The sequence below is a fragment of the Pseudomonas sp. Arb-4-2C genome (genome assembly GCF_055755015.1).
Window position 1 is genome coordinate 2,590,636 of sequence record NZ_CM146899.1, and the last position, 22,996, is coordinate 2,613,631.

Consider the following 22,996-nt stretch of genomic DNA (forward strand, 5'->3'; position numbering starts at 1 on the left):
TTGTAGGAGTGAGCCTGCTCGCGATAGCAATCTTGCAGGTAACTATTTTGTTGAATATCAAACCGCAATCGCGAGCAGGCTCACTCCTACAGGTTGCTCGTCGTGTTTGAGTCAGGTGATCGGCTCACGGTTTTTCTAGAATTGAACAGGAGTTTCACATGGCGAAGAAACCCAAAGCAGCTACCTTCATCAAAGACCCGCTCTGGTACAAGGACGCGGTGATCTATCAAGTACATGTCAAATCGTTTTTCGACTCCAACAATGACGGGATCGGCGACTTTCCCGGCCTGATCGCCAAACTCGACTACATCGCCGAACTCGGCGTCAACACCATCTGGCTGCTACCGTTCTACCCTTCACCACGACGCGACGACGGTTACGATATCGCCGAATACCGTGGCGTACACAGCGACTACGGGACCATGGCCGACGCCAAGCGTTTTATCGCCGAGGCGCACAAACGCGGTTTGCGGGTGATCACCGAGCTGGTCATCAACCACACCTCCGACCAGCATCCGTGGTTCCAGCGCGCGCGCAAGGCCAAACCAGGTTCTGCGGCGCGGGACTTTTACGTGTGGTCGGATGACGATCAAAAATACGACGGCACGCGGATCATCTTCCTCGACACCGAAAAGTCCAACTGGACCTGGGACCCGGTTGCCGGTCAGTACTTCTGGCATCGCTTCTATTCGCACCAACCGGACCTGAACTTTGACAACCCGCAGGTGATGAAAGCGGTGTTATCGGTAATGCGTTACTGGCTGGACATGGGCATCGATGGTTTGCGTCTCGACGCCATTCCGTACCTGATCGAACGCGACGGCACCAATAACGAAAACCTGCCGGAGACCCACGACGTCCTCAAGCAGATTCGCGCCGAGATTGACGCCAATTACCCCGACCGCATGCTGCTGGCCGAGGCCAATCAATGGCCGGAAGACACCCAGTTGTACTTCGGCGACACCGATGCGGCGGGCGTCAATGGTGACGAATGCCACATGGCGTTTCACTTCCCGCTGATGCCGCGCATGTACATGGCGCTGGCCCAGGAAGATCGCTTTCCGATCACCGATATTCTGCGCCAGACCCCGGAAATTCCCGCCAACTGCCAGTGGGCAATCTTCCTGCGTAACCACGATGAGCTGACGCTGGAGATGGTCACCGACAAGGAGCGCGATTACCTGTGGAATTACTACGCTGCTGACCGTCGCGCGCGAATCAACCTTGGCATTCGCCGGCGTCTGGCGCCGTTGATGGAGCGTGATCGCCGCCGCGTCGAACTGCTCAATAGCCTGCTGTTGTCGATGCCGGGCACGCCGACCTTGTATTACGGCGATGAAATCGGCATGGGCGACAACATCTATCTTGGTGACCGCGACGGCGTGCGTACCCCGATGCAATGGTCGATCGACCGCAACGGTGGTTTCTCCCGCGCCGACCCGGCAAGCCTGGTGCTGCCGCCGATCATGGACCCGCAGTACGGCTACCTGTCGGTGAACGTCGAAACCCAGGCTGGCGACCCGCATTCGCTGCTCAACTGGACGCGACGCATGCTCGCCGTGCGCAAGCAGTCCAAGGCCTTCGGGCGCGGCACGTTGAAGATGCTGTCGCCGAGCAACCGGCGGATTCTGGCCTACACCCGAGAATTCACCGACGCCGACGGCAAGCATGAAATCATCCTCTGCGTGGCCAACGTGTCGCGCAGCGCGCAGGCGGCGGAGCTGGATCTGTCGGCCTACGTCGGCATGGTCCCGGTGGAGATGCTCGGCGGTAACGCCTTCCCACCAATCGGCCAGTTGAATTTCCTCCTGACCCTGGCGCCGTACGGCTTCTACTGGTTCGCCCTGGCCACGGAAAACCAGATGCCGAGCTGGCATGTGGAGCCGGCGCAGAGCCTGCCGGACTTCACTACGCTGGTGCTGAAAAAACGCATGGAAGAGCTGCTCGAAGCGCCAACCCGCAACACCCTGGAGCAGGGCATCTTGCCGAGCTGGTTGCAGAACCGCCGCTGGTTTGCCGGTAAGGATGCGGCCATTGAGCAGGTGCATCTGGCCTACGGCGTACGCTTTGGCGATGCGCAGCATCCAGTGCTGCTGAGCGAGATTGAAGTGACCAGCGGCGGGCAGACCAGCCGCTATCAATTGCCGTTTGGTTTCATCGCGGAGGATCAGGTCGGCCCGGCGCTGCCGCAGCAGCTGGCGTTGTCGCGGGTACGGCGCGGACGTCAGGTCGGGCTGATCACCGATGCGTTCAGCCTCGAAGCGTTCATTCGCGCGGTGCTGCAAGGCATGCAGAACAACACGGTGCTCAATTGCGAAGAGGGCGAGATTCGTTTCGCCCCGACTGCACAGCTTGCAAAACTTGGCCTCGGCGCCGAGTCGGAAGTGCGTTATCTGTCGGCTGAACAATCGAACAGTTCGGTGGTGATCGGCAACAGTCTGGTGTTGAAACTGATCCGCAAGGTCGCCTCCGGGGTGCACCCGGAACTGGAAATGAGTGCCTGCCTGACCGAGGCCGGTTTCGAGAACATTTCGCCGCTGCTGGGTTCGGTGGTCCGCCGTGATGCCAACGGCGAAGACAATCTGCTGATGATTGCACAAGGCTATCTGAGCAATCAGGGCGATGCCTGGGAATGGACTCAGAACAACCTTGAGCGGGCGCTGCGCGATGAACTGGCCGACGCCATGTCCGAGCAGGAGCAGCATTACAACGCCCTGGGTGAGCTGAAGGACTTCGCCGCCATGCTCGGCCAGCGTCTGGGCGAGATGCACCAGGTGCTGGCGGCGCCGAGCGACAACCCGGATTTCGCCCCGCAGACCACCAGTGCCAAGGATGCACAAACCATCGGCAAGGACGTTGCGGCGCAAGTGGAGCATGCGTTGAAGCTGCTCAAACAGCATCAGGGCCAGTTGGGCGCGGCGGATCAGAAACTGGTCAAACATCTGATCGACGAAAAGAAAACCATCCTCACGCACGTGCAGGATCTGGCGAAACAAGCGGTCGGCGGGTTGCGCATTCGCGTCCACGGCGATCTGCATCTGGGCCAGGTGCTGGTGATCAAGGGTGATGCCTACCTGATCGATTTCGAGGGTGAACCGGCACGGCCGCTGCACGAGCGTCGTGGCAAACATAGCCCGTACAAGGATGTCAGCGGAGTGCTGCGCTCGTTCGATTACGCCGCAGCAATGACCATCAACGTACACAACGTCGATCACAGTCCTGAATCCGAAGCGGCGCGTCATCGCGTCGCCGAGCGCTACTTGCGCGAGGCCCGCGAGGCATTTGTGCAGGCATATCGCCGGGCGGCAGCTAGTCTTGATCATGCCTGGCAGGATCCTGCAGGTGCCGACGCTGCGCTTGCGCTGTTCGGCCTGGAGAAGGCGGCCTATGAAGTGGCCTATGAAGCCGAAAATCGCCCCACGTGGCTGCCCGTGCCGTTGCACGGTTTGTATGGGTTATTGACGGGGCTTAAACCCTTTTCCGATCTTGGTGGAGAGTAGTCATGAGTTTCTCGAACAAGGAACAGGGTCACGCTAAAGAAGCGTTATTGCCGGCGGCGCAGGACATCGATGCCTTGGTGCGCGCCGAACACCACGACCCGTTTTCCATTCTTGGCCCCCACGGCGATGGTGCCGGCGGGCAATTCATCCGGGCTTATCTGCCCGGTGCGTTGAAAGTTGAAGTATTGGACAGGGACAGCGGCGAAGAGCGCGGCGAACTGACGGCCACCGAAACCCCGGGGCTGTTTGTCGGGCACTTTGCGCAGGCCCGGCCGTATCGGCTGCGCACGCGCTGGGCCGGGGGCGAGCAGGTAGCGGAAGATCCCTACAGCTTTGGCCAGTTGCTCGGTGAAATGGATTTATATCTGTTTGCCGAAGGCAATCACCGCGACCTGAGCAGTTGCCTCGGTGCGCAACTGACCACCGTCGAGGGCGTGGAGGGCGTGCGCTTTGCCGTCTGGGCGCCGAACGCCCGGCGCGTGTCGGTGGTGGGCGATTTCAACGTGTGGGACGGGCGCCGGCACCCGATGCGTCTGCGGCATCCGTCCGGGGTCTGGGAGCTGTTCATTCCGCGCCTGCAAGCGGGCGAGTTGTACAAGTACGAAATACTCGGCGCCCACGGCATTCTGCCGCTGAAGGCCGACCCGATGGCGCTGGCCACCAGCCTGCCACCGGACACCGCGTCGAAAGTCGCCGCGCCGCTGCAGATCAACTGGCAGGATCAGGAGTGGATGAGCGGCCGTCGCCAGCGGCAACAGCATTCGCAGCCACTGTCGATCTACGAGCTGCACGCTGGATCGTGGCAGTGCGAACTGGACGATCTGGGTGAAGTCGCCCGCCAATACACTTGGCCGGAGCTGGCCGAGCGGTTGATTCCTTACGTCAAGGAACTGGGCTTCACCCATATCGAACTGATGCCGATCATGGAGCACCCGTTCGGCGGTTCGTGGGGCTATCAGTTGCTCTCGCAATTCGCCCCGAGCGCGCGATACGGCACACCGGAGCAGTTCGGCGATTTCGTCAACGCCTGTCACCAGGCCGGTATCGGCGTGATTCTCGACTGGGTGCCGGCGCATTTTCCCACCGACACCCACGGTCTGGCGCAGTTCGACGGCACGGCGCTGTACGAATACGGCAACCCGCTGGAAGGCTTCCATCAGGACTGGGACACGTTGATCTACAACCTGGGGCGTACCGAGGTGCACGGTTACATGCTGGCTTCGGCGCTGCACTGGTTGAAGCATTTTCATGTCGATGGCTTGCGGGTCGACGCGGTGGCCTCGATGCTCTATCGCGACTATTCGCGCAAGGCTGGCGAATGGGTGCCGAACCGCCATGGCGGACGGGAAAATCTGGAAGCCATCGATTTCCTCCGGCACTTGAATGACGTGGTCGAGCTGGAAGCCCCGGGTGCGCTGGTGATCGCCGAAGAATCCACCGCATGGCCAGGCGTCAGCCAGAGCACCCAGCAGGGCGGCCTCGGTTTTGCCTACAAATGGAACATGGGCTGGATGCACGACTCGCTGCACTACATCCAACAGGACCCGGTGTACCGCGCGCATCATCACAACGAACTGAGCTTTGGTCTGGTCTACGCCTGGTCCGAGCGCTTCATCCTGCCGATTTCCCACGACGAAGTGGTGCACGGCAAGCACTCGCTGATCGACAAGATGCCCGGCGATCGCTGGCAGAAGTTCGCCAACCTGCGCGCCTATCTGAGCTTCATGTGGACCCACCCGGGCAAGAAGCTGTTGTTCATGGGCTGTGAGTTCGGCCAGTGGCGTGAGTGGAATCACGATCAGCAACTCGATTGGTATCTGCTGCAGTATTCCGAGCACAAAGGCGTGCAGAAACTGGTTGGTGACCTCAACCGCTTGTACCGCGACGAACCGGCGCTGCACGATCAGGACGATGCGCCGCAGGGCTTCCAGTGGCTGATCGGCGATGATGCGATCAACAGCGTGTATGCGTGGCTGCGCTGGAGCAAGGACGGCAAACCGGTGCTGGTGGTGGCCAACTTCACCCCGGTGCCGCGTCAGTCCTATCGCGTGGGCGTACCGTTTGCCGGGCGCTGGACCGAGCTGCTCAACAGCGATGCCGACACCTATGCCGGGTCCAATTACGGCAATGGCGGTGGCGCGTTCACCGACGAGGTGGCGAGCCACGGGCAGTCTCTGTCGCTGGAGTTGAATCTGCCGCCGTTGGCGGTGTTGATTCTCAAGCCTGAGGGCTGATCCGGCACCACGTCGATCCTTTCGCGAGCAAGCCCGCTCCCACAAGTACGATGCAAGACCTGTGGGAGCGAGCGTGCTCGCGAAGGCGTCGGTCATGACACCGCAGGCCCCGGCCCTCAGTGATCGCATACAGCGCGAAAAGCGCGCCCGGCTATTGGTCTACCAACTGATGCGAACACCCAGATTTCCGGCCAGGCCACGCAGGTCATTGCTATCAATATTGCTACTGTAATCGGTGCTGGCGTAGACACTCACGGCGCGGTCGAGGGTCAGCACGACGCCGAGTCCGACATCCGCAGTCGAAGACTTCTGTTCGCTGTCGATGGTGTCGGTGCCGTCGAATGTCACTGAATCGGTGCCGGAAAAGGTGTGCCACAGATTGGCCCGCAGGTAGGGTTCCAGCGGCATCCCGTTGACCTGATAACGGCCCTTGAGCCGTGCGCCAAGACGCCCGGTCCAGGCGCCGTCGGAGTCGAACGATACCCGGGAGATGCCATCATCCTGGCTGTCGAGGGAGATGTTCTGGTGGATCACTTGCACTTGCGGCTCGACCAGCCAGGTGTCGTTGAGGGCGAACGGATAACCGGCCTCGGCGGAGAGCGTGAGCGCGTGGCCGCGGTTGTCCAGTTTAAGGCCGCGGTCGGAGCGGTTGTCGCCGTCGAATCGCGTGCCCATCGCCACCGTATCGATGTACCAGCCGCAGGGATCGGTCAGCGTCCAGTACAGGCCATAGCTGTCGCCCTCCAGCTTGATCTTGCCCGCACTGTTGTGTTCGAAGCCTTCGTTGAAACCGTCGACATCGCCTTGAATCCGGCTATGGCCGACAAACAGACCGATGCGTTGGGTCTGACCGCCAGAGGTCGGCGAGCTGTACAGATCGTTGCCGACCTGGAAGCCGTTGAGCGAGCCGTCCAGGCGCGGCGTGACAGTCCCGGCCCAGGTGTGGTCGAGGTTCTTGCCGTAGACCCGACCCCAACCGGCGCCAAACGCACCGGTCTCGCTGAGCAGGCGCTGTTCGCCCTGACGGTCGTGGAAAGTGCCGAGGGCGCTGAGGGTCAATTGTGCGGCGGCGGGCGGCAGCACTGACCAGGTTGGCACCTCGGGACGGTAGATCGGGATCGGTGCGGCGCCTGCCACGGCGACGGGCAGTACCGGCTGCACAGCCAATGCCGCAACAGGCGCAGCCGGGGGCGATGCCGGGGTTGTCGGCGAAGCCGGTTGCCCGGGAGGCGAGGGCGCGATCACAGGGGCCGGGATGATGGCGGCCGCGACCGGTACAGGCACCACTGGCACAAGAATCGGCGGCAGCGTCGGATCGGGATTGGGCACGCTCACCACCTGAGGCGCGACCACCGCCGAGCGCAGATACCAGCTGTTTTCGCTGCCGGCGGTGACACCGCCCTTGAACAGGTAGTAATCGTAGGCACCGGCTGAAATCGGGCCGTTGAGGACGAACGCGGAATTGTTGCTCACGGCAGTACCTTGGGCCTGTACCAGTTGAATGCCGTTTTCCAGCGTCAGCCCACCCAGCCCGCCGAGATTGCTGACGGTGATGGCGGTCATGCCGCTCAGGCTGCCGTTGTTGACCACCAGTTTGTCACTGGGTGCGCCGTCGCCATCGAGCACGCTTTGCAACAGCAACTGCCCGCCATTGCCGACATAGTTGCCATTGACCGTCAGTGTGTCATCGGTGCGACTGTTGTTGCGGGTCAGGTCAATGACCCCGGCGTTATTGAAAGTCACCGCTTGCCCGGCCACGGCAGGTGACACGGCGCCCTGGGTCGAGTACACGCTGCTGCTGGCGTCGACGTTCAGCGTACCCGTGCCACTGACGGCATCGCCCAGCAGCAAGGTGCCCGAGCCCAGTTCCAGTTGCGAGGCGTTGTTCAGGTTCACTGTTTCCCAATGGCTGAAGCGCGCCGGCAGTGCGGTGCGGGTATTGTCGAAGGTCAGCACATCGTTGCCGGCGCCGCCATCCACGCTCGGTGTCAGCGTGAGCAGGCTGTCATCCAGATTGCGCAGCGTTGCGTTGTCGTTGCCGTCGCCCATAAGAATTGCCGAGCGGATGATCCCGCCGCTCCACAGCAAGCTGTCGTCACCGGCGCTGGCGCGAATCTCACCGCCAATTTCACCGCCGGTCACGGTGATGCTGTCGTTGCCACCACTGACGCTGATGTTGCCGCCGATGCGCCCGCCGGAAACGATAATGGTGTCGGTGCCGAAGCCGGTCACCAGATTGCCGAGGATCTGCCCGCCGGACAGATCGAAGATGTTGTTGTCGAGTTTCATGTCGACGCGGCCGATGGTGCCGCCGGTCATGCGCGCAACGTCGCCGTCCTCGAAGGCACCGACGATGGTGCCACCGGTCATCAGAAAGGTATCGCGGCCGTCGCCCTGTGCCAGCGAGCCAATGGAACCGCCGCTCATGACGAAGTCGTCGATGCCGGCACCCTGGCTGACCGCGCCGGTAATCACCCCCGATTGCATGTTCACCCGGTCGGCGCCGGCGCCAAAGGTCACGCTGCCATTGATCTGGCCGGTGCCGTTGGCGGGGAAGGTCAGGCTGTTGTTGCCGGCAAGATCAGTCAGCGACCCGCTGCTGCCGCTGTCACAGGTGAAGGCGTCGTTGCCGGGACCTGCAATCAGCGAACAGGCAGCAGAGGCGGGTGGGCTGTTGAGCAACAGGAGTGAAGCAGGCAGGAGCAAAGCCTGCGGCAGTGCCCGCAGGTGTCTGGCGTAGCGCGTCATGGCAATTCCCTTCGGCTGAATTCGGGAAATCCATCCTTGAGCGAGCCTTGGCTCGGCCTCCCGATACAACTGAGGCACAACGTGAGAACCATGCTCTAACGAATTGAATGCGCTACTCCTTGAGCTGTTTTAGGTGTAGAAGGTTTTGCCCGTCGATCAAGCAGGGCTGACCAACGGTCATGTCAGAACTGCGTTTACAAATGCACTTCAACCGCCAGCGGCAAGTGATCCGACAGGTGTGTCCACGGCCTGTTGCCCAGTATTTGCGGGTCGTGGCTGCTGGCATTACGCAGGTAGACCCGGTCCAGGCGCAACAATGGAAAACGTGCCGGATAGGTCTTGGCCGGACGACCGTGGTGGCGCTCGAACGCTTCGTGCAAGTCATCGCGGCGGGCGAGGGTCAGGTTGCCCTGCAACTGCCAGTCGTTGAAGTCACCGGCAATGATCACCGGTGCATCGTCGGGCAGTGATTCGAGCAACTGGCAGAGCAGTTGCAACTGCAGTTGCCGATGGCTTTCCAGCAAACTCAAATGCACGCAGATCGCATGCACTTCGGCGTGCCCCGGTACGTCCAGCACACAATGCAGCAAGCCTCGGCGTTCGGGGCCGGTGATCGACACGTCGAGGTTGCGGTATTCGCGGATCGGGTACTTCGACAGCAGGGCATTGCCGTGGTGACCATCGGGGTAGACGGCATTGCGCCCGTAGGCGAAGTCGCTCCACATACTGTCGGCGAGAAATTCGTATTGCGAGGTTTGCGGCCATTCGTTGTAGCGATTGGAATGGCGTTCGTGTTCACCGACCACTTCCTGCAGAAACACCAGATCGGCGCAGGTGCTGCGCACTGCTTCGCGCAGTTCCGGCAGGATGAAGCGCCGGTTGAGGGCGGTGAAGCCCTTGTGGGTATTGACCGTCAGCACGCGCAGGCGCTGGATGACGGGGGCGTCGACGGCGTGACGCTTGGGATCGCTGGACACGTTCACTCCTCTGAAAACGGCTTCCTTCTTATGCGACTGATGCAGTGGGGCGGCAGTTCCTTGTAGATGCTGTATGAGCGCAGGCAAAAAACTATGGGAGCGGGCTTGCTCGCGAAGACGGCGGGTCAGACACCTGTGATGTTGCAGGTGACGACCTGTTCGCGAGCAAGCCCGCTCCCACAGGGTTGTATGCTTCAGACGAAGACTATTTCGTAGGGCAGGCGCATGCGCTCCAGGATCACCCGCGGCAGCAGGGGCGCGATGCCGATGGCCGGTTCGCCCTTGAGCTGGCTGGCATAGGCATGGGTGGCGTGGCTCTTGCGCGCGACAGTCCAGGTGTCGAGCCGCAATTTGCGCGCACGTTCCCAGGGGATCAGGTGCTGATCGCGTTCCGGCCAGTGCCAGGCCCAGACCGGCACGTCATGAAAGGTTGCTCCGACCTGCGCTGCCGCTTTGGCGCTGGCATTTCCGACCGCCTCGTGGTCGTCACTGCCGTCGCCGGCCCAGGTACTGAAGACCACATCTCCGGGGCGCAGGTAGCGCGCGATGAAGTCGGTGAGGTCGGCTTCGCGCTCCAGCAACGCATTGTCGGTGAACCCGCCGCGTACCCATTTCAGGCTGTGCATCGGCAGACCGAGGCGGCGCAGGGCCTCGACGCTTTCTTGCGGGCGGAATACGCTCAGGCGTTTTTCCGACCATTGTCGCGAGCCGGGGTGGCTCGCGCTGCCGTCAGTGATCGAGAGCAATTGCAGGGGGTGGCCGAGGCTGGAAAGTAATTGCAGGAGGCCGCCGCAGGTCACCACTTCATCACCAGGATGCGGTGCGACCACCACCGCTCGGGCACCGGGGGGCACCAGACTGTGGGTGTTGATGACGGGAATGTTGTCCAGCTGCGGGGCGCTGTTCCATATCTGCGCCGGCAGCGGATTGTCGCTGAGGGATAACGGTTTCATGGGTGTTACGTCCTTGTCGTGTCTGGCCCTCAGTCGTACAGACGCCGTGGAAAATCAGGCGCGCGCGACCCGTGAAGGCTGATGGATTGCCGTGCGACGCTCCGAACCCTGGATTGCCGCGCAGCAGAGTATTGCTCATGACGGCCGGTTCGTCGCGTCACAGATCAATCTGATCCGCTTTTTTTTGATCGAGCTGTGCCAAATGTCGCAGATAATCACCGAATCCACCGCGTGCACGACTGTCCAGTCGGGCGCTGGTGTGCACTTGCGGGCGATGGCTCCAGGCGATGTCGGCGCCGGACAGTTCCAATTGCCGCACCAGTTGCACGTCTTCATCGCAGGCCAGCGGTTCGAAGCCGCCAGCCCAGCGGTAGGCGTCGGCGCTGATTCCCAAGTTGGCGCCGTGGATGTGCCGATGCCCGTCACGCGCCTGATAGTGGCGGTGATAGCGGATCTGCGCGGCCTCGTCGAACGATTGATCCCAATGCTCGACGGTCACGGTGCCGCACACCGCGTCGGCCCCCAGCCCCAGTTGCGCCACCAGCCAGTCATCGGCCACCCGGCTGTCGGCGTCGGAGCAGGAAATCCACCGCGCACCGCGCTCCAGCAGGACTTGCGCACCGGCGGCCCGGGCCTGACCGACATTGCGCGCGTCGATGTGCAGGCTCAGCACGGGAAAGCCGCTGACGATCTGCGCCGAGCGGTCGGTGCAGCTGTCGAGCACCACCAGCACTTCCACCGGTTCGCCGGCCAACAGCCCGTGCTTGCTGGCGCGCAGCGCAGCGGTGAGGCATTGCCCCAGCAGGTCTTCCTCGTTGTGTGCAGGAATCAGAATGCCGATCATCTCAGGCCCTCCAGCGCTGCCACCGAGCGCGGCTCGCGGCTCCAGACTTCGAGAATGAAGTCGGCTTCCTGGTGCAGCGCCAGGCGCGGCAGCGGCAAATGTTCGTGGATCAGGTCGTGAACCTGACGTGCATTGAGCGGGCACCCCTCGATTGGCGGGCGCCAGTGACAGGCCAGCAATTGCCCGTCGGCGGTCAGGCAATCACTGATGCGCCGGATCACTTCTGTCAGATCCCGGGCATCGAGGTAGTAGCCGATTTCGCTAAATACAATCAGGTCGAATTTTTCCTCCGGCCAGTCGCCGGGCAAGCGACTTTGGCGCACTTGCGCGTGGTCAAAAAGACTCAATCGGGTACGCGCCAGACTCACCGCCGCACTGGCGGTGTCGCAGCACAGCAGACGGTCGCAACGGCTGGCAAGTTCGGCGCTGAGTTCGCCATTGGCGCAACCGGGTTCGAAGATTGCCCGGTAGTGCGCGCGGGGCAGCGCAGCGAGAGTGATCGCGCGTTTGCGCTGCTCGTACCAGCGTTCGCGAAAGGCCCAGGGATCATCGTTGGCGCTGAACAGGCCGTCGAAGTAGCGATCATCGACGCTCATAGGAACACCACTTCGAAAGGTTGCAGCAGCCGCTCCAGCACGTAGGGCGCCAGCACTGGCGGCAGTCCGGCCTGCGGATCGCCTTCCAGTTGACTGGCGAATGCATGCACCGCGTGGCGTTTGCGCGCGACTTGCTCGGTGGATAACGCAATCTTGCGCGCTCGATGCCACGGCACCGAGGCATCTTCGGGATCGGCCCAGTGCCAGGTCCACACCGGCAGTTCGTGACAGCTGGCGCCAACGCGCCGGGCAGCCTCGATGCTGGCGCGGCCGACGGCTTCGTGGTCGCAATGGCCATCCTCGGCCCAGGTACTGAACACCACGTCGCCGGGGTGCAGGTGGCGTTCGATAAACTCGACGAGCGCCGGCTCCTGAGCGGCGACTTGGGTATCGGTGAAACCGCCGCGCAGCCATTTCATCCGGTGCAGCGGCACACCGAGGCGCCGCAGGGCTTCAGCCGATTCCTGTGGACGCACCACGCTCAAGCGCTCGACCGGCCAGCGCTCGGAGCCCGGGTGGCTGGCGCTGCCGTCGGTGACCGAGATCAGTTGCAAGGGCCGGGCAGCCGCAGCGAGCAGTTGCAACAGCCCCCCGCAACCGAGGACTTCATCGTCCGGGTGCGGAGCGACGATCACGGCGCGGGCACCGGGTGGTACCAGACTAAGGACATCGATGCTGTCCAGCGCAGCCAGTTGCCGGGAGTGTTGCCATTGGTCCAGGGAAGTGCCTTGGCCGACGATCGGGTTGGGTTTGCTGGCAGCGTTCATAGTGTCCAGGCCTCCTCGGAGTGTTCGGCAATCTGTTGGCCGAGGGCAGCCAGGTCGCGCTCGGCGTGGCTTTGGCGCAGGAATACGGGCAGGTCGGCGCTCAACCGGGCGAAGTGCCGATCCTTGCAGAAAGGACCGGCGCCGAGCGCTCGCCCGACTTCGCGCAGTACTTGCTCGGCGGTTTGTTCGACCACGGCGCGAGCACGCCGGGCCAGCAATCGAGCATTGGCCTCGGGGTGCGTGTCGATGTGCAGCGCACTGAAGCGCAGCACGCTGGCCGCCGCGTACAACGCCGAATCGACCGCGCCGAGGTGGGCGAGGGCGTGCGGCTCTTGGCGTTTTGCACAGTGTTGGCGCAGTGCCTCGGCGATCTGCCGCGCCGCGCCGTACCAGCACGCGGCGATACCGATCCCGCCTTGCCAGAAACCGGGGCGCTGCAGGTAATCGCCGGGATTGCCGATGGCTTGCGCTTCGGCGCCGTTGAACTCTACTTCAACGCTGGCGGTGGCCCCCATGCCGACGGCTTGCCAACCCTGATCGGTAATGGTCACGCCCGGTTGATCAAGCGCCACCGCGACCAGTTGCTGACGTTCATCAGCGTCCCACGCGGTCAGCAGCGCATGGCTGAGTACTGCCGCGCCGGAGCACCAGGCCTTGCGCCCGTCGAGGCGAACCATGTGCCCGGTCGGCGTTACTTGCACCCGCGCCTGCGGCGGTTCGGCCGCCCACATGCCCCAGGTGCTGCCCGGAGTGGGCGAACCGCCGAGTTGTTCGATGATCGCCAGCGCGTCGGTGTGGCCTTCATACAGTTTGCACAAACCCAGATCGTGTCCGCCGACTTCCGCCAGGCGCTGAAAGCGCTCCAGCGTACGGCCACTGCCGGGTAGTGGCAGTTGATCCAGCCCGGCCTCGACCATCGCCCGCAGGCACTGGCCGAGGGATTCGCTGTCGGGATAGTGCGGCGGGCGACGCGCCAGATAGCAGTGCAGGTCCATGTCAGTCTTCTTCTTCGCGTTGCAGCTCGAACAGCAGCAGTGAACGGCCGGTGACGGAATATTCATGGCCGAAGTCGAAGCGCTCCTGACCGCGAACCGCCGGTTGATTGGTGTCGATCATGCACGTCCAGAAACTGCCTTCAGGCACTTCCGGCAGCGTGAAGTTGACGATGTCGTGATGCGCGTTGACCACCAGCAGCAATGTCGCATCGCCCCCCTTGCGGCGGATCCCGGTTTCCTGGGCGCGGCCATCGAGGAGCATGCCCAGGCAACGGTTATGCGCGTCGTGCCAGTGTTCGGTGGTCATCTCGGTGCCGTCCGGTGCGAGCCAGGTCACGTCCTTGACGCCGATATCCTCGTTGTACTCGCCGACCAGAAAGCGTCCGCGTCGCAGGATCGGATAAGCCATGCGCAACTTGATCAGGCGCTTGACGAACTTGAGCAGTGCCTTGCCGTCCTCGCTCAGGTCCCAGTTGACCCAACCGATCTCGCTGTCCTGGCAATAGGCGTTGTTGTTGCCGTCCTGGGTGCGGGCGAATTCGTCGCCGGCGACGATCATCGGTGTGCCCTGGGACAGCAGCAGGGTGGCGAAAAAGTTGCGCATCTGCCGGTGGCGCAGCGCATTGATTTCGGGATCGTCGGTCGGGCCTTCGACGCCGTGGTTCCACGACAGGTTGTTGTTGCTGCCGTCCTGATTGTTCTCGTCGTTGGCCTCGTTGTGCTTGTCGTTGTACGACACCAGGTCATTGAGGGTGAAACCGTCGTGGGCGGTGATGAAGTTCACCGACGAGTACGGCCGCCGCCCGCGCTGGTTGAACATCTCGCCCGACGCGGTCATGCGGCTGGCGAAGTCGGCGACCTGGCCGTCGTCACCTTTCCAGAACGCGCGCACGGTGTCGCGGAACTTGTCGTTCCACTCGACCCAGCCCGGCGGAAAGTTACCCACCTGATAACCACCAGGACCGCAGTCCCACGGCTCGGCGATCATTTTCACCTGACGCAGCACCGGGTCCTGACGGCAGGCAACGAGGAAGCTGTGACGCTCGTCGAAACCGTCGTGATAACGTCCGAGAATGGTCGCCAGATCGAAGCGGAAACCGTCGACATGCATCTCGCTGGCCCAGTAGCGCAGCGAATCGGTGACCATTTGCAGAACGCATGGGTGGCTCAGGTCGAGGGTGTTGCCGGTGCCGGAATCGTTGATGTAGAAGCGCTTGTCGTCAGGCATCAGCCGGTAGTACGAGGCATTGTCGATGCCGCGCATCGACAGGGTCGGGCCTTGCTCGTTGCCCTCGGCGGTGTGGTTGTAGACCACGTCGAGGATCACCTCCAGATTGGCCTCGTGCAGGTGCGCCACCATCTCCTTGAACTCGGCGATCTTGCCGCTGGCCAGGTAGCGCGGGTCCGGGGCAAAGAAGGCGATGCTGTTGTAGCCCCAGTAGTTGGTCATGCCCTTGTGCAGCAGGTGCTGGTCGTTGACGAAAGCATGGATCGGCAGCAATTCCACACTTGATACGCCGAGCTTGCGAATGTGTTCGAGCACATCGTCTACCATCAACCCGGCAAACGTGCCACGCACGTTCTCCGGCACTGCCGGGTGACGCATGCTGATGCCGCGCACGTGGGTTTCATAAATGATCGTCTTGTCCCACGGCACGCTGACGCGGTGGTCGTTGCCCCAGGTATGCGCCGGATCAATGACCTTGCACTTGGGCACGAATGGCGCGCTGTCGCGTTCGTCGAAACTGAGGTCGGCATCCGGGTGGCCGATGGTGTAGCCGAACAGCGCCTCGGACCATTTCAACTGGCCTACCAGTTGTTTGGCATAGGGGTCGATGAGCAATTTGTTGTGATTGAAACGATGACCATTGGCCGGGTCATAAGGCCCATACACGCGATAGCCGTAGATCAGCCCCGGGTGGGCATCGGGCAGGTAACCGTGGAAAATCTCATCGGTGTATTCCGGCAGTTCGATGCGTTCGAGTTCGACTTCGCCGGCATCGTCGAAAATGCACAGTTCAACCTTGGTGGCGTTGGCGGAAAACAGCGCAAAGTTCACCCCCAGACCATCCCAGGTCGCACCCAGCGGGAAGGGCAGGCCTTCACGGATTCTCGAGGGCTCGGCGTGCGCTGCGGGCTCGGCTTGCTTTGGACGGGTCATGATTGCTCCTGCAAAAACGGGGAAATTCTCGGCTGATACAAAACCTTGTAGGAGTGAGCCTGCTCGCGATAGCGGTCTGACATTCAATCCGGATTTCGCCTGATATATCGCTATATCGCGAGCAGGCTCACTCCTACAGGGAGGTTGTGTGTTTCTTGAGGACGAGTTGGCCCTCGGTGGCGAGTGAGCCCGCCACACGGTCATTCAGTTCAATATTCCGGGTGTGTCAGTTGGCCGGGGGCTTGCGTGGGGCCCGGGGCTTTTTCTCGGTGGCCTTTTCACCCGGTGGTACGACTTTGGCGGCACTGGCCGGCTTGGTTTTGGCTGCCGCCGGAGCCTTGGGCGTGGCCGCCGGGGCCTTGCTGTCAGTGCCTTTGCCGGCGGTCTTGCTGCCCGCCGCTTTCGGTGATTTCTTCGGCGCCAGGGCCTCGGCTTCAGCCAGTTTGCGCGCCATCTCCCAGTGCCGCGCTTCATGACCTTCAGGTTTACCTTCCGATTCCCAGATCTGATAGGCGAACTCGCGGATGCGTTTATCGTCGGTACTCATCGCAATGCTCCTGAACTGAACTCGTCGTTACGTAAAGTGTTGGATAAAGAGATTGACCGGGATATCCCCCAGCGCGGCGCTGACGTTCAGCTCCCTGTTTTTTGTGACTGCGCGGCTTTGAAAAAGTCCCTTCAGGTTTGTCTCAGAGGCGGCGAACGGTAAAACCACCCGCGTATCGCCCCAGCGCAGCGCATCGACTTGCGGCACGGCACTGTTTTCCAGCAGCGTCGCGCAGCGGATCGGCGCGATCACGATGGCGTACGTCCCCGCGTGTTCACGGGCAAACGCGAGCACGTTGTGCGCCTGGCTGCCCAGCACCTCCAGGGCCTGGTACGTGCCTCGCCGAAACAGCTCGGCGTGTTCGGCGCGCAGGCGCAATACCTGAGCGATCAACGCTTGTTTGATACGCCCGTCACGCCAGTTCGCCAGCAAGTCCTCCAACGGCGGCTGCCGGTGCAAGGCTTGCTCGCGTGCGGCGTAATCCACCGGCCGGCGGTTGTCCGGATCGACCAGGCTGAAATCCCAGAACTCGTTGCCCTGATACAGATCCGGCACCCCCGGCACGGTCATGCGCAGCAAGGTTTGCGCCAAGCCGTTGAGCGCGCCGGCAGCGGCGATGCTGTTGACGGTCTTGCTCAGTGCGGCGCGCAGCAGTTCGCCCTCTTCACCGGTGAGCAGACGCTGGGTGAACGTCTGTGCGGCGTTTTCATAGGCTTCGTTGGGCGCGCTCCAACTGCTTTGCAACTTGGCTTCGCGCAGGGCTTTCTGCTGCCACTGCCCGATGCGCTCGGCGTAGTCGGCGAAACCCTGGCGATCATCATCGCGCAACTGCAGCGGCCAACTGCCGAGCAGTGCCTGATAGAGGATCAGTTCATCACCGGACGACGGCACCTGGTCATCGTCACGCAGCGGCCGGGCGAGGGCGCGCCACAACTCGACCTGTTCGGCGTACCAATGGCTGCGTTCGCTGAGTACCGCCAGCCGCGCCCGGGTGTCCTCGCCGCGTTTGTGGTCGTGGGTGGCAGTCGCCAGCAGGTTGTCGGGGAACGTCTCCAGTCGTTGTTGATTGACGGCATGAAAATCACTGACCGGTGCGCTGAACTGCTCGGTGTTGTAGCCGACGTCATTGCGCGACAGCAGCACCGCCGAGCGATACAGCGCGGTGTCTTCCACAGCTTTGGCCGCTGCCGGTGAGGTCAGTTGCTGGAAGCGTACGCAGGCGTGCTTGAGGATCTTGCGCGAGCGCCCGTGCGGTTTGTTGCGCCACGGCGTGCCACCGAGCCAGGCCGCCACGCAGTCGAGCACCGGCCAGTCGCCTTCGCCCAACGTCTGACGGGCACCGTCCATGGCCTGCTGGAAAAACCGTTCATCCTGCGCCGAGCGGCCCAGCGCGCTGATGTAAGTGCGATAGACCGGGAAGTGCACGATCAGCGCCTGCAACACCCGGCGGATCGCGCCGAGGGTCAGGTCGCGGGTCATCAAGTCGTCCCGCGCCACTTGCAGCAATGCCTGGGCGACGCTTTCGCAATCGCTGGCCAGCGAGCCGTTGAGGATCTGCTGGCGCGCCAGTTGTGCTTCTTCGATGAACGCTGCCGGGCGCTCGGTGCGCCGCTGCCACAGGTCGCCGAGCACGTATTCGCCGTCGGGATCGTGTTGCAGCAGTGCCAGTTGATTCATGAATTCGTAGCCGGTGCTGCCATCCACCGCCCAATCGCGGCGCAGGGTTTCGCCGGCGCCGAGAATCTTCTCGACGTAGATCGGCAGATGCCGGCCCGGTGCGAGCAGGTCAAGGCGCCGACGCAGCTTGCGGCAGTAACCGCGCGGGTCGGCGAGGCCGTCAATGTGGTCGATGCGCAAACCGTCGACCAGGCCTTCGGCGATCAACTGGAAGATCTTGCCGTGGGTCGCTTCGAACACGGCCGGGCGTTCGACACGCAGGCCACCGAGTTCGTTGATGTCGAAAAAACGCCGCCAGTTGATGTCATCGGCAGCGGTGCGCCAACTGGCCAGACGGTAGCTCTGGCGTTCCAGCAACTGATGCAGCTTGTGAAAGCCTGCCTCGGTGGTGGAGTCGTAGTGCGTCAGGTTGTGTTCGATGGCTTGGAGGATCTGCGGGTCGCTTGCCAGCTCGCGCAATTCTGCCTTGAGCGGCATCGCCAGCGAGTGGGCGTCGGTCTGGTAACTGAGGGTACTGAAACGATCGGCCAGGGATTTCAGTGCTTCGACCGGTTTGAGCAACTCACCGTAGTCATTCGGGCAGATCGGGAAGTGATGCTCGTAGTGCTCGACGTGAAAGCGCCCTTGCTGCGCATCGAAGTGCAGTTTCAACGTGCCTTCCTGCAGGGCGATGCCGTAATCGCTGCCGAGAAACGGCAGCAGCAATTGGCCCTCCATCAACGGGTCCGGCGAGTGCCACTGGATGTCGAAGAACTCGCCATAAGGGCTTAGCCGACCCCACTCCAGCAGGTCGAGCCACCACGGATTGTCACCGCCGCCGACCGCCATGTGGTTGGAAACGATGTCAAGGATCAGCCCCATGCCGTGTTCGCGCAGGGTGCTGACCAGCCGCCGCAGCGCCGGCTCGCCGCCGAGTTCCGGGTTGACCTGAGTCGGATCGACCACGTCGTAACCGTGCATCGAGCCGGCCCGGGCCGCGAGCAGAGGCGAGGCGTAGAGGTGGCTGATGCCGAGACTGGCAAAGTACGGCACCAGTGGCACCGCCTGCTCCAAAGTGAAGCCCTTGTGAAATTGCAGGCGCAGAGTCGCGCGCAATGGCTGGATGAGCGTCTGGTTCATTGGTCACGCTCGGCAGCCTGCAGGCGGGCGCAGGCCAGCAGTTCCAGGCGACGGGCCGCATCGACGCCATCGAGCAAGGCTTCGCTGTTGCCGGGCAATCGTCGTGACCAGTTCGGGTGGCTGTCGATGGTGCCGGGCAGGTTGGCCTGTTCATCGATGCCCAACGCATCTTCCAGCGGCAGCAACACCAACGGCGCGCGGGTATGGCCGAGGAAACGCACGCTGGCGTCCACCACCTGATCGGCTTCGTGGGACTCTTCGCGAAAGTTCTGCGGGTCCTGGCTCAGTGCGCTGCGCAAGCCTTCGCGCTCACGTTGGCGATAACGGCGCCATTCGATTTCACCGTTGCCGTCGACGAAACCCAAACGCGAATTCCAGTCGATGTCGCGACCATGCCACCAGCCGTTGAGCGTTGGCAGGTCGTGGGTGCTGGTGGTCGCCAGGGCGTTGTCCGGCCAGTCGAGAATCGGTTTGAAACGGGTGTTGTCCTGTTCGAACAGCAGCACGCGCATGCCGAGTATCGAGCGGGCGCTGAGCTTTTCCCGCAGGCCGTCGGGCACGGTGCCGAGGTCTTCGCCGAGGACGATGGCCTGATGGCGATGGGATTCGAGGGTCAGCAACCGCAGCAGATCGTCCACCGGGTAATACAGGTACGCGCCGTCCGCCGGTGCGGCGCCGTTGGGGATCACCCACAGGCGCTGCAGGCCCATCACGTGGTCGATGCGCAGCCCGCCGGCATGGGCGAAGTTGGCCCGGAGCATGTCGATGAAGGCGCGAAAGCCGTTGCGGATCAGGCCTTCGGGAGAAAACGCGGAAATCCCCCAGCCCTGACCGGAGCGGTTGAGAATGTCCGGTGGCGCGCCGACGGTGAGCGAGGCGAGCAACTCGTCTTGAAAACTCCAGGCCTGACTGCCGGCACCGTCAGCACCGACAGCGAGGTCGGCGATCAGGCCGATGCCCATGCCGGCGCTGCGTGCGGCGGTTTGCGCACGCTCCAGACAACGGTGGATCAGCCATTGGCAGAAGGCGAAGTAACCGATGCGCTCGGCGTACTCCTCGGCAAACGCTTCGAGGGCGGCGCCGCGCGGGTCGTGCCAGTGTTCGGGCCACTCGCGCCAGTCAAGGCTCTCGCCACGGGCGGCGCGCATCTCCTGAATCGCCTCGAAGCGGCAGTGGTTTTCCAGTGCTTCGCCGCCGCTGTGGCGGAAACTGGCGAAGTCCGGATGCAACGGATGCTCGCCGGCGACGAAACCGTCGTACAAGGCTTGCAGCAGTTTCTGTTTGGTGTCGGCCGCCGTCGGCCAATCGATGAGTTTAAGGTCTTCCAGCTGCCGGAATTGCTCGGCCAGACCACTGGACTCGATCGCATCACGCAGCGCCCGTTCACCGAGGATTGCCCCAGGGGCGGCATACAGGGAGTTGAGGAACAGACGGCTGGACGGCGAATAAGGGCTGTAGCGCCCGGTGTCGGCACTGAACATCGCGTGCAGCGGGCTGATCGCCAGCGCTTCGGCACCGCGCTCACCGGCGACCCGCGCCAGTTCTTCCAGCGCTTGAGTGTCGCCGAAACCGCCATCGCCGGGGCGGCGCAGACCATACAGTTGCACGCTCAGGCCCCAGACGCGGGGGATCGGGTTGTCCACGGCATCACCAACGCTGAAGCAACGCTGCGGCGCCACGGCCAGGGTGAAATATTGATCGCCGATGTGCACCTGTTGATAGCCGACCGGGATCAGCCCGGGCAGTACCGCCTCGGCATCGAGTTTGAGGTTCAGCCGTGAGCCGTCTTCGAGGTGGATTTCGCACGGGGTTTGCGCTTCGAAATAGCGCGCCAGGTCCACGCCGACGCCCACGTCTGCAGTCAGCAGCGGCGGCAAGTGGCGGTCCTGCTGCACTTGTTGCAGTTGCAGCAGGCTGGCGTCGATTTCCTGAGCGGTATTGGCCGGATGGCCCAGCCCGGTGAGGACATTGCGCAGCACCGCAGGGGCGACTTTCTGCGGGCGGCCATTGGCGTCGATCCAGTCGACGGCGAGGCCGGCTCTGCTGGCCAGAATTTCCAGTTGCGCATCGCTCATAGGCGCTCTCCATCCAGAGGTTGCAAAGGGGTTGCGGCCGTGAGGCTGACAAGCGCGCAATACGCGGGCAGTTGGCCCGGTTCCGACAGGGCAACGGCCGGCGGCTGCTGAAACAGCCACACGGCGTCGGTCTGTGCAGGGTTGACCACTGGCGTGTCGCTGAGGTTCAGGTCAATTCGCAGCTCACTGCCATCGCCCAGGCGCCAGCGCGCACTGACCGCGCCATGGCCGAGCAGATGCGCGCCGAGCGCCTGGGTGCCGGACAGATTCGGGATGATGTAGCGATGGCGCAGTTGCAGCAGTTGCCGGTACAGCGCGAGGGTTTGTTGCTGTTTCGCACTGCCGTTGCCAATCAACCGCGGCTGTGAGGCGTGAAAGGTCTGTTCGGCGTTGGGGTCGGGAATCTGCTCACGCTTGTGCGGATCGGTGAACGCGCTGAACGCCGCGAATTCATTGCGCCGGCCTTCTCGCACCTGTTCCGCCAGTTCGCCGTGATGGCTGGTGAAAAACAGGAAAGGCTGTTCAGCCGCGTACTCGTCACCCATGAACATCAGCGGAATCATCGGAGACAGCAGCAACAGCACGGTTGCTGCCTGCAAGGCACGCGGGTCGGCCAGTTGATGCAGGCGCTCGCCGAAAGCCCGGTTGCCGATCTGGTCGTGGTTTTGCAGGAACAGCACGAACGCGGTCGAGGGCAGATGTTCGCTGGGCTCGCCGCGCGGTTCACCGTGGCGGGTGATATGGCCCTGGAACACGAAACCCTGGCTCAGGCAACGGACCAGTTGTTCGGTGGGTTGGGCGGCATAGTCGGCGTAATAGGCATCGGTTTCGCCGGTCAGCAGCACGTGCAGGGCGTTGTGCCCGTCATCGTTCCACTGCGCGTCGTAGTCGTATTCCAGAAGGCTGGACTGGTTGAGTTCGTTTTCCACGGTCAGCCAGACGTGACGGGTCGGATCGATCTGCTGGCGGATGCGCTGCGCCAGTTCCGGCAGGAAATCCGGGCTTTCAATTGCGTGAACCGCGTCCAGACGCAGCCCATCGAAGCGGTATTCCAGCAACCACATCAGCGCGTTTTCGATGAAGAAATCCCGCACTTCACGCTGGCGGAAGTCGATGGCGGCGCCCCACGGCGTGTGTTTGTCTTCGCGAAAGAAACCCTTGGCGTAACGGTTGAGGTAATTGCCGTCGGGGCCGAAGTGGTTGTAGACCACGTCGAGAATCACCGCCAGACCATGGCCGTGGGCGCTGTCGATCAGATGTTTGAGTTGTTCCGGCGTGCCATAGGATGCTTGCGGTGCGAAGGGCAATACGCCGTCGTAGCCCCAGTTTCGACTGCCGGGAAACTGCGCCAGCGGCATCAGCTCGACGGCGGTAATCCCCAGTTCGACCAAGCGCGACAGGTGCTGCTCGACTTCAGCAAAGCCGCCGAGTGCGCCAACGTGCAGCTCGTAAATCACCGCTTCGCTCCACGGCCGACCTTGCCAGGCGGTGTGGCGCCAGCGGTACGCCAGTGGATCGACCACCACGCTGGGGCGGTCAATGTCACCGTCCTGGGCGCGGGAGGCCGGGTCGGGCACCTCCAGTTCGCCGTCGATGTTGTAGCGGTAGCGAGTGCCCGCCGGGCACCGGGTCTTGATCACGAACCAGCCATCGCCCTGCGGCAACATCGGCAGGGACTGGCCGTTTTCGAGCTCGACACTGACGTAAAACGCATCCGGCGCCCACAGCGCAAATTGAGTGTGTTCGGCGTCCTGCATGATCGCGCCGTGGGGCCAGTTTTCTTGGGTCCGTAACGGCATCGTG

Annotated in this window: 14 protein-coding genes; 2 read left to right on the forward strand and 12 right to left on the reverse strand. The window is 62.7% G+C overall.

What is annotated here, in order from left to right:
- Positions 1-158: 158 nt before the first annotated feature.
- Both treS and glgB read left to right on the forward strand, forming a co-directional pair.
- A complete protein-coding gene (gene treS / locus AC0J41_RS11670; protein WP_473015641.1) occupies positions 159-3,500 on the forward strand; it encodes a maltose alpha-D-glucosyltransferase in 3,342 nt (1,113 codons plus the stop codon).
- A 2-nt stretch (positions 3,501-3,502) separates the two neighbouring features.
- Positions 3,503-5,734, forward strand: a complete 2,232-nt coding sequence (glgB, locus tag AC0J41_RS11675; RefSeq protein ID WP_473015642.1) for a 1,4-alpha-glucan branching protein GlgB — start codon at positions 3,503-3,505, stop codon at positions 5,732-5,734.
- 159 nt (positions 5,735-5,893) lie between these two features.
- Here the strand turns inward: glgB and AC0J41_RS11680 are convergent, their stop codons facing one another.
- The 12 genes from AC0J41_RS11680 to treZ all read right to left on the reverse strand — a co-directional run bounded on the left by AC0J41_RS11680 (position 5,894) and on the right by treZ (position 22,992).
- Positions 5,894-8,482 carry an autotransporter family protein gene (locus tag AC0J41_RS11680; protein ID WP_473015643.1) on the reverse strand — a complete coding sequence of 863 codons (2,589 nt, stop codon included), beginning with the start codon at positions 8,480-8,482 and terminating at the stop codon, positions 5,894-5,896.
- 194 nt (positions 8,483-8,676) lie between these two features.
- Entirely contained in the window at positions 8,677-9,459 is a 783-nt protein-coding gene (locus AC0J41_RS11685; protein WP_025109998.1) for an endonuclease/exonuclease/phosphatase family protein, read from the reverse strand.
- Positions 9,460-9,653: 194 nt separating this feature from the next.
- Complete coding sequence (locus AC0J41_RS11690) at positions 9,654-10,412, reverse strand: PIG-L deacetylase family protein (RefSeq protein ID WP_025109997.1); 759 nt, start codon at positions 10,410-10,412, stop codon at positions 9,654-9,656.
- Positions 10,413-10,569: 157 nt separating this feature from the next.
- Positions 10,570-11,256, reverse strand: coding sequence for a glycosyltransferase family 2 protein (locus AC0J41_RS11695; protein ID WP_025109996.1), 687 nt, complete (start codon positions 11,254-11,256; stop codon positions 10,570-10,572).
- Positions 11,253-11,852, reverse strand: coding sequence for an SAM-dependent methyltransferase (locus AC0J41_RS11700; RefSeq protein WP_025109995.1), 600 nt, complete (start codon positions 11,850-11,852; stop codon positions 11,253-11,255). The genes AC0J41_RS11695 and AC0J41_RS11700 overlap by 4 nt, the downstream gene beginning before the upstream one ends.
- Positions 11,849-12,619, reverse strand: a complete 771-nt coding sequence (locus AC0J41_RS11705) for a PIG-L deacetylase family protein (protein WP_025109994.1) — start codon at positions 12,617-12,619, stop codon at positions 11,849-11,851. The genes AC0J41_RS11700 and AC0J41_RS11705 overlap by 4 nt, the downstream gene beginning before the upstream one ends.
- A complete protein-coding gene (locus tag AC0J41_RS11710) occupies positions 12,616-13,614 on the reverse strand; it encodes an acyl-CoA dehydrogenase (protein ID WP_473015644.1) in 999 nt (332 codons plus the stop codon). The genes AC0J41_RS11705 and AC0J41_RS11710 overlap by 4 nt, the downstream gene beginning before the upstream one ends.
- Position 13,615: 1 nt before the next feature.
- A complete protein-coding gene (gene glgX, locus AC0J41_RS11715; RefSeq protein ID WP_473015645.1) occupies positions 13,616-15,775 on the reverse strand; it encodes a glycogen debranching protein GlgX in 2,160 nt (719 codons plus the stop codon).
- A gap of 226 nt (positions 15,776-16,001) precedes the next feature.
- Positions 16,002-16,322, reverse strand: coding sequence for a DUF2934 domain-containing protein (locus AC0J41_RS11720; RefSeq protein WP_473015646.1), 321 nt, complete (start codon positions 16,320-16,322; stop codon positions 16,002-16,004).
- A 27-nt stretch (positions 16,323-16,349) separates the two neighbouring features.
- A complete protein-coding gene (locus AC0J41_RS11725) occupies positions 16,350-19,118 on the reverse strand; it encodes a malto-oligosyltrehalose synthase (protein WP_473015647.1) in 2,769 nt (922 codons plus the stop codon).
- Complete coding sequence (gene malQ / locus AC0J41_RS11730; protein ID WP_473015648.1) at positions 19,115-21,193, reverse strand: 4-alpha-glucanotransferase; 2,079 nt, start codon at positions 21,191-21,193, stop codon at positions 19,115-19,117. Before malQ ends, AC0J41_RS11725 begins: the two co-directional genes overlap by 4 nt.
- A complete protein-coding gene (gene treZ, locus AC0J41_RS11735) occupies positions 21,190-22,992 on the reverse strand; it encodes a malto-oligosyltrehalose trehalohydrolase (protein ID WP_473015649.1) in 1,803 nt (600 codons plus the stop codon). Before treZ ends, malQ begins: the two co-directional genes overlap by 4 nt.
- Positions 22,993-22,996 lie beyond the last annotated feature (4 nt).

Coding starts and splice junctions, on each gene's coding strand:
- treS (WP_473015641.1), top strand. CDS start 159: ATGGCGAAGAAACCCAAAGCAGCTACCTTCATCAAAGACCCGCTCTGG.
- glgB (WP_473015642.1), top strand. CDS start 3,503: ATGAGTTTCTCGAACAAGGAACAGGGTCACGCTAAAGAAGCGTTATTG.
- AC0J41_RS11680 (WP_473015643.1), bottom strand. CDS start 8,482: ATGACGCGCTACGCCAGACACCTGCGGGCACTGCCGCAGGCTTTGCTC.
- AC0J41_RS11690 (WP_025109997.1), bottom strand. CDS start 10,412: ATGAAACCGTTATCCCTCAGCGACAATCCGCTGCCGGCGCAGATATGG.
- AC0J41_RS11695 (WP_025109996.1), bottom strand. CDS start 11,256: ATGATCGGCATTCTGATTCCTGCACACAACGAGGAAGACCTGCTGGGG.
- AC0J41_RS11700 (WP_025109995.1), bottom strand. CDS start 11,852: ATGAGCGTCGATGATCGCTACTTCGACGGCCTGTTCAGCGCCAACGAT.
- AC0J41_RS11705 (WP_025109994.1), bottom strand. CDS start 12,619: ATGAACGCTGCCAGCAAACCCAACCCGATCGTCGGCCAAGGCACTTCC.
- AC0J41_RS11710 (WP_473015644.1), bottom strand. CDS start 13,614: ATGGACCTGCACTGCTATCTGGCGCGTCGCCCGCCGCACTATCCCGAC.
- glgX (WP_473015645.1), bottom strand. CDS start 15,775: ATGACCCGTCCAAAGCAAGCCGAGCCCGCAGCGCACGCCGAGCCCTCG.
- AC0J41_RS11720 (WP_473015646.1), bottom strand. CDS start 16,322: ATGAGTACCGACGATAAACGCATCCGCGAGTTCGCCTATCAGATCTGG.
- AC0J41_RS11725 (WP_473015647.1), bottom strand. CDS start 19,118: ATGAACCAGACGCTCATCCAGCCATTGCGCGCGACTCTGCGCCTGCAA.
- malQ (WP_473015648.1), bottom strand. CDS start 21,193: ATGAGCGATGCGCAACTGGAAATTCTGGCCAGCAGAGCCGGCCTCGCC.
- treZ (WP_473015649.1), bottom strand. CDS start 22,992: ATGCCGTTACGGACCCAAGAAAACTGGCCCCACGGCGCGATCATGCAG.